This window comes from uncultured Campylobacter sp. (genome assembly GCF_937997595.1).
Classification (GTDB): Bacteria; Campylobacterota; Campylobacteria; order Campylobacterales; family Campylobacteraceae; genus Campylobacter_B.
In genome coordinates, this window is the sequence record NZ_CALKTS010000057.1 from 1 (window position 1) to 6,289 (window position 6,289).

7 protein-coding genes and 1 pseudogene are annotated in these 6,289 nt (G+C 48.5%); all 8 read right to left on the reverse strand.

What is annotated here, in order from left to right; translation table 11 throughout:
* Window positions 1-160 precede the first annotated feature (160 nt).
* Window positions 161-322, reverse strand: a complete 162-nt coding sequence (locus tag Q0614_RS01720; RefSeq protein WP_298786086.1) for a hypothetical protein — start codon at window positions 320-322, stop codon at window positions 161-163.
* A 43-nt stretch (window positions 323-365) separates the two neighbouring features.
* Window positions 366-1,154, reverse strand: a complete 789-nt coding sequence (locus Q0614_RS01725) for a TIGR02757 family protein (protein WP_298786088.1) — start codon at window positions 1,152-1,154, stop codon at window positions 366-368.
* Entirely contained in the window at window positions 1,151-2,203 is a 1,053-nt protein-coding gene (locus Q0614_RS12530; RefSeq protein ID WP_366125035.1) for an RsmD family RNA methyltransferase, read from the reverse strand. The genes Q0614_RS01725 and Q0614_RS12530 overlap by 4 nt, the downstream gene beginning before the upstream one ends.
* Window positions 2,204-2,221: 18 nt before the next feature.
* Window positions 2,222-2,548 (reverse strand): annotated as a pseudogene (locus Q0614_RS01735) (RsmD family RNA methyltransferase); the annotation flags it as partial.
* 19 nt (window positions 2,549-2,567) lie between these two features.
* Window positions 2,568-2,894, reverse strand: coding sequence for a hypothetical protein (locus Q0614_RS01740; protein WP_298786089.1), 327 nt, complete (start codon window positions 2,892-2,894; stop codon window positions 2,568-2,570).
* A complete protein-coding gene (locus tag Q0614_RS01745) occupies window positions 2,894-3,991 on the reverse strand; it encodes an SAM-dependent methyltransferase (RefSeq protein WP_298786091.1) in 1,098 nt (365 codons plus the stop codon). Before Q0614_RS01745 ends, Q0614_RS01740 begins: the two co-directional genes overlap by 1 nt.
* Entirely contained in the window at window positions 3,988-5,157 is a 1,170-nt protein-coding gene (locus Q0614_RS01750) for an acetylornithine transaminase (RefSeq protein WP_298786093.1), read from the reverse strand. Before Q0614_RS01750 ends, Q0614_RS01745 begins: the two co-directional genes overlap by 4 nt.
* Entirely contained in the window at window positions 5,154-5,771 is a 618-nt protein-coding gene (locus tag Q0614_RS01755) for a TRIC cation channel family protein (RefSeq protein WP_298786095.1), read from the reverse strand. The genes Q0614_RS01750 and Q0614_RS01755 overlap by 4 nt, the downstream gene beginning before the upstream one ends.
* Window positions 5,772-6,289 lie beyond the last annotated feature (518 nt).

Below are 6,289 nucleotides of genomic sequence, written 5' to 3' on the forward strand. Positions count from 1 at the left end.
CTCTCTGCTTAAATTTTATGAAATTTACCGCGCGATTGCCGTTTTAGCTCCATGCAATTTATCGCGTCGCACGAGCTGCAAAATTTCATAAAATTTAAGTAGCACAAGGCTATGGAATTTTACCCAAATTCTACAAGACAGCCCTATAAATTTTACGCGGCTATCCGTAAAATTTGCAGAATTTTATGAAGCGATCTTTTGCTAAAATTTCATGAAATTTCGGCGCTCTGTACTTAAGGCGTACGGCAAATCCATAAAGCCAGCTCCGCTTATGCGGCAGCACAGCGCAAAATTCCGCCGCACACCCGCTCCAAAGCTTCATAAAATTTCATCGCCCCGCTCGTATCAGATAAAATTCCGTCGACTTACTCCGCAGTTTTGTTTAAATTCGCGCTTAGTACGGGTAAAATTTTATCTATCTCGCCGCTCTGTCCGAGGCGGTACAGCGCGAAGTCGTATTTGATGGGGTCGCTCGGATCGAAACGCCTTAAGCTTTGCGTAAGCTGCAAAACCGCCTCGAAATCGTAACTCTTGCGATCGATCAATCCAAGCTTAAGTGAAACTTTATGCGTATGGGTATCGAGCGGGATGAGGAGGCGCGATTTTTCGATCTTTTTGTACAGCCCCAGATCGATGTCGCTGTCGCGCACCGCCCAGCGCAGGAAAAGATTGTAACGTTTATACGGCGATACGGGCTTTTGCGCGAAGCCGCGTCCGAAAAAAAACTCATATCCCGGGCTGCGGTAGGGATTTAATTTGTAAATTTCGCCGATTAAAAAATTTATCCCATCTTCGATCCGTCCGCTTTTTTGCATACCGCAAAGCACGCTCTCCTCGATGCTAAGGCTGTTTTTAAGCCGCTTTAAAGTTATAAAAATTTCAGCGACGTCGCGCGGGCTTTGAAATCTATATTTTTTGCCCGCAAGCTCCGCTGCTATGCGCTCATCGCTCGCGTCCAAAAGAGAAAAATCAAGCGAGCGGAGGAATTTTAAAATTTGAGCCGCGCTTCCGTAAGCAAACAGCGCGCAGATGAGCGCTACGACGTCGTTTCGATGTCCCTTTGCGACCTGCAGCGGATCGGGCGCGCCGAAAAGATCCGCGTCGCAATTTTTCAAATCGGCGTAATAATCTAAAATTTGCTTTAAGCTTTTCATTTTGCGTAGTAACTCATCGTCGTAGCGCCGAATTTGCGCGATTTAAGCAGCGCGAAATCGCCGATTTTAGGCGGCAGCTCAAGCTCGCTCATATGCTCGATCGCAATTAGCAGCTCGCACTGCACGGAGCCCAGGCGCGCTATCAACGCCAGCATCCGCTCGTAAATCTCGCCAAAGCCCTGCCTGATCGCAAACGGCGGATCCAGATAGACAAACACTCTGCGCGCGGGATCGGAGATGGAATTTTCTATGGAATTTGCAGTATGGCTCTCGCTAGAATTTGCGGCAGAGCTTTTGTCTAAACCGCAGGAGAAATTTTCACGGGAGCTAGCGGCGAAATTTTTTCTTAAATCATGCATTAAATTTACGCTTGAATACAAATTCTCTCCGCAGCTAACGCCAAAATTACCACTAGAATTCGCAGTGGAATTTTTTCTTGAATCATAGATGAAATTTGCGCTTGAATATAAACTTTCTCCGCAACTAGTGCTAAAATTTTCGCCTAAATTTAAAATTTCTTTCTCTTCGCAACTCGCGCCTAAGCCCGTACCTCGATTTGCGTCAAAATTAGAACTTTCGCCGCATTTTGAGCTTAAATTTACGCTGCGATTAGCGGTCTCGGCGTCGCTCGCGTCGTATTTCGAAGCGCAGTTATCGTCAAACCTTTCGCTAAAGCTCACAGCGTCCGCAGTTAGCGAATTCACGCAGTATTTTATACTAGAAGCACCCGCATAATCGCCAATCTGGGCACAATCGCCAAAGCCCTCCTCGCCTGTATAATCATCATTTACGCCGCTCTGCGCGCCTTTTTGAGTACTGTCCGATATACCGCTTCGCATGCCGCATTTAGGCAAATCTTTCACGCCGCTTTGCGCTTCTACGCTTTGCGCGGCGCGGTATCTGTCCTCGCCCTGCTCTACGCCACTAAAGCTTTTGCGGCAGCCCTCTTTTTCGCTGCCCAAATTTTCACAGCAGATGCCCTCGTCGGCATGGTTTTTGAAATTTTTGCCGCTTAAATTTAACGAATTCGCGCCCGAGCGTCCGTTCATATTCGCTTGCAGCTCGTGCAAAATTTCGGGCAGTCGTTCGAAGCAATCGCCCAAAATCGCATTTGCACCGAGCCCAAAAAGCTCGAAATTTTTCCGCATTATCTTATGCGCGGCCGCGTCCTTTTCGATCGCATAAACGTTTTTTGCGCCATTACTTAGCGCTTCAAGCGCCATCGCGCCGCTACCGCCGAAGCACTCGATAAACGCCGCGCCGCGCAACTCCGCCCGCCACGTATCGAAAAACGAACCCTTTACGATGCTTTTCGTGCTGCGCGTACTCGAAAGCGCGGGCAGAGCGAGCTTTTTGCCCCTATAAATACCGCTTGAAATTTGCGTAAAGAGCATGCCGCCAAGCTTGGAAAATTTAGCCATTTTGCCTTCTTAAAATTTCGATGATTTTTGCCTTGAACTCATCAAATAGCGCACAAATTTCCTCTTCTGCCGCGTCGTATCCACTAAGATCCACCCGTAGCGAGCTTTGAAAATCCTCTAACTTCGATAACAACATCTGCTTGGAAAACGGCAGCGCCAAATCTCCGTCCTCGCCGATCAAAAATAGCGGTTTTGCCGAGCTTTTCGGCTCATCGCTTATCACAAAGTCGCAATCCTGCGCGCTTGCGGCATGACCTTTTAAAAATAGCTCCAGCGTCTTTTGCAAAATTTCGCAGTCGCAATCGATAAAAGCTTTCATCAAAGCCCCTTTTTAAATTTTATCATCTTAAACTTCTCGCCAAACTCCGCGCGCAAGTGATTAAACTGCAAAAGCGCGTTGCGATAACCCTTCTCGCCGCTTTTTTGCATAAAAAGCTCTAAAAGCTGGACCGCGCCGAAGTCTATCAAAGCCGCGATCTGTCTTTTAAAATCCGCCGTCACGGCGCCCGCATCCTCAAACGCAGCGCGTAAAATTTCAAAATTTACGTCGTAAGTAAGGTCACTCTTGCCGTAAAAATCGCTTAAACTTTGCACCTCAAAGAAGCTGAAAACCTCGTGGTTTCGATAGATCCGCAGGCTAAAATCGCCGCTAGCGCCCATCTGTCCGTAATCGAAGGCTATGAAATAAAACCGCTGCGCGCTGGCGCAAATTTCGCGGGCGAAGCGAAAGTATCCGATCGGGATTTCGCCGCGCGATATGCCGAATCTGCGCGCGAGGGTCAAAATTTCACGTTCTTTTATGGGGGCAAATTTTGCCGCGCCGCTTTCGATAAAAAGCATATTTTCGCCGTCCACCGCCTCGCATTTAAAGGCGTCGAAAAGCTCGTTTGCCACAAAGATCGCATCTTTAAATTTCGCCTCGCGCGCGCTTGCAAAGTGCTTTAACGCGATTTCGCCGCCGAAGCTCTCCGCAAAGCTCACCCGCTGTAGCTCGCGCAGACGCTCGTGCGGCTCGATAATCGCAAAGCTAAATTTATCAATCGCCGCCGCGCCGCCCAATGTAAAAATCGCCTGCGCTATGTCGCAAAGCAGCCGCCCGTCGTGCGAGCCGATCTCTACGATAGCGATTTTAGCGTTATTTTGCGGTTTTTTTGCAAGCGCGACATCTAAATTTAGCTTGCCAGGATTAGCCGCAAAATTTTGCCGCGATGCGCCCGAGCTTATCGCCGCGTCTAAGCTTAACTCTTGCGTCGCGCAAAAATCTGCGCTTAGGCGTAAAATTTCGCGCGCGATGCAGATCCCAAAGAAGCTCCCTACGCTCACGGCAGTGTAAAAATCGCCGCTCTTGCCGATTTTAGCGGCGTTTGCGTAATAGCTCTCGTTTAGCCAGCTCTCGAAAAAATCGCTAAATTTCACGCCCGCGCTATCTCGTCCAGGCTCTTGCGTAGGCGCGCAAAACCCTCTTTGATCTCCGGTTTTTTGATATTTAGCGCAGGTAAAAATCTAAGAGTGCGCTTACCGGATTTTAGGATCAAAAGCCCGCTTTGCAGGGCTTTGTTAAAGATCTCACTCAGATTTTTTTCATCGCGCAGCACGAGGCCTTGCATCAGACCGAGCCCCACGCGCTTTTCGATCAGGCTAGGATAGTCTGCGGCGAGCCCGTCTAGTTTTTTGATAAATCTTTTTATAGTCTTATCAAGCTTACCGCTCGCTTTTAAAAACTCAAGCTGCGAAAGCACCGCAAGCGCCGTAGAGGTCGCCAAAAAGTTACCGCCGAAGGTGCTACCGTGCTCGCCCGGAGCGAAAATGTTTTGCTGCGCCACGCACGCGCCGATCGGCACGCCGCCCGCAAGCCCTTTGGCAAAGGTGATGATGTCGGGGCGGATGCCGTAAATTTGCGACGTCGCAAACTCGCCCGTGCGATATACGCCGCACTGCACCTCGTCGGTGATCAAAAGCAGCTTTTTCTCTTTCAAAACAGCCGCCAGCCTTTGCACGCTAGCCTTATCCAGAGGTTTAATACCGCCCTCGCCCTGGACTAGCTCGATCATCACGGCGACGCTATTTTCATCGATATGCGCTATGATATCCTCGATATCGTCGAAAAATTTAAACCCGGGCATATAGGGCGCGAAAATTTCCGGATGAAATTTCTCCTGCCCGGTAGCTTGCAGCGTCGCTAGCGTGCGGCCGTGGAAGGAATTTCGCAGAGTTAGAATTTCAAATTTTTTATTAGGGAAATTTACGGTGCCGTATTTGCGCGCCATTTTGATAGCCGCTTCGTTCGCCTCAGCGCCAGAGTTGCAAAACACGGCGTAGCTGCGATACCCCAAAAGCTCGCTAATCTTTTGAGCCAGGGCTTCTTGGGGCAGAATTCTATAGATATTTGAGCCGTGGATGATCTGCGCAGCTTGCGTGCCGATCGCTTCCAGCACGATCTCATTTGCGTGCCCCAGGCAGTTTACGCCGATGCCCGCGCCAAAATCCACGTAGTCCTTGCCCGCTTCGTCATAGACTATCGAGCCCTCGCCTCTTACCAGCGCTACGTTTACGCGCGCGAAATTATCCATCAAATAGTTCATTTTTTATACTCCACTTTAGGCAGATGCCAAGATTTGTAATAAGCCACCATGCGAAACGCAACCCCTAAAACCAGCAAAATAAGCACCGAAACTACGCCGCTAAGCCCCAATCCATCAAGCACAAAATATATCAAGCCCACGCCCATGCTTATCGTGCCATAAAGCCCCGTATGCAAAAACCACGGCACTTCATTCAGCAGTACGTCGCGCAAAATGCCGCCGCCCACGCCGTTGCAAAATGCGATTAGCACCACGCCGAAAACGTTATGATTGTAGCTTAGCGCAACCATCGCCCCTACGATCGAAAAGCTTACGACGTCGATCGCATCGGTTAGAATAAATAAAAATTTACCCTCCAAATCGCGGTTCTCGTAAAGTTTGGCAAAAATAGCTACGACGCTTACCGCAAGCACGATGGTTACGGGCGCGTAGTGCGTGAATGAGTAGATCTCGCGGCTTACCAAGGTGTCGCGCATGATCCCGCCGCCAAGCGCAGTCAAAAACGCCGCGATAAAGATCCCAAGCCAATCGCAGCCCTTCTTTACGCCGAATAAAAACCCGCTAAGCGCCGCCGAAGCGATGCCTACGCACTCCGTAAACTCTAAAATACTCATATCACAAACCGCTAAAATCCTTTTAAAAACGCATTTTACAACAACTAAATATAAATTTCGGTAAAGCGCGACGAGCGGGAGAAATTTAGGCGCGGCGGGAGAAATTTTGACTCAGCGAATAAAATTTGAACGCGGCGAATTAAAATTCTACAAGATAGAATTTTGCGAGACAGAATTTCGCTAGGTAAAAATTTTACGCGGCAGAATTCTGCGCGGCTAAAACATAGCGCCGCTTTCGCGCAAATATAAAATTTGGACTTGAAATTTCTTGAAATTTATAAATGCCCACGAGATAAAATTTCACAGAATTTTATCGCGGCTAAAACACATAACGTCGCGGCCTGGCGCAAATTTTATATTTAAATTTACGGCACGTGTGCGCTAGAAAGAATTTAGCGCCAACGAGACCGGCTTTATATTTGCAGCTAACGGCACATAAATTTTGATTTGAAATTGCGCCCCTGTTTTTGGCGCCGTGTTTCGCCGCTATAAAATTTCATCTTATTTTACGACGACCT

What these genes read in the sequence shown, in the direction of transcription:
- Q0614_RS01720 (WP_298786086.1), bottom strand. Translation starts at nt 322, where the DNA reads ATGAAGCTTTGGAGCGGGTGTGCGGCGGAATTTTGCGCTGTGCTGCCG.
- Q0614_RS01725 (WP_298786088.1), bottom strand. Translation starts at nt 1,154, where the DNA reads ATGAAAAGCTTAAAGCAAATTTTAGATTATTACGCCGATTTGAAAAAT.
- Q0614_RS12530 (WP_366125035.1), bottom strand. Translation starts at nt 2,203, where the DNA reads ATGAACGGACGCTCGGGCGCGAATTCGTTAAATTTAAGCGGCAAAAAT.
- Q0614_RS01740 (WP_298786089.1), bottom strand. Translation starts at nt 2,894, where the DNA reads ATGAAAGCTTTTATCGATTGCGACTGCGAAATTTTGCAAAAGACGCTG.
- Q0614_RS01750 (WP_298786093.1), bottom strand. Translation starts at nt 5,157, where the DNA reads ATGAACTATTTGATGGATAATTTCGCGCGCGTAAACGTAGCGCTGGTA.
- Q0614_RS01755 (WP_298786095.1), bottom strand. Translation starts at nt 5,771, where the DNA reads ATGAGTATTTTAGAGTTTACGGAGTGCGTAGGCATCGCTTCGGCGGCG.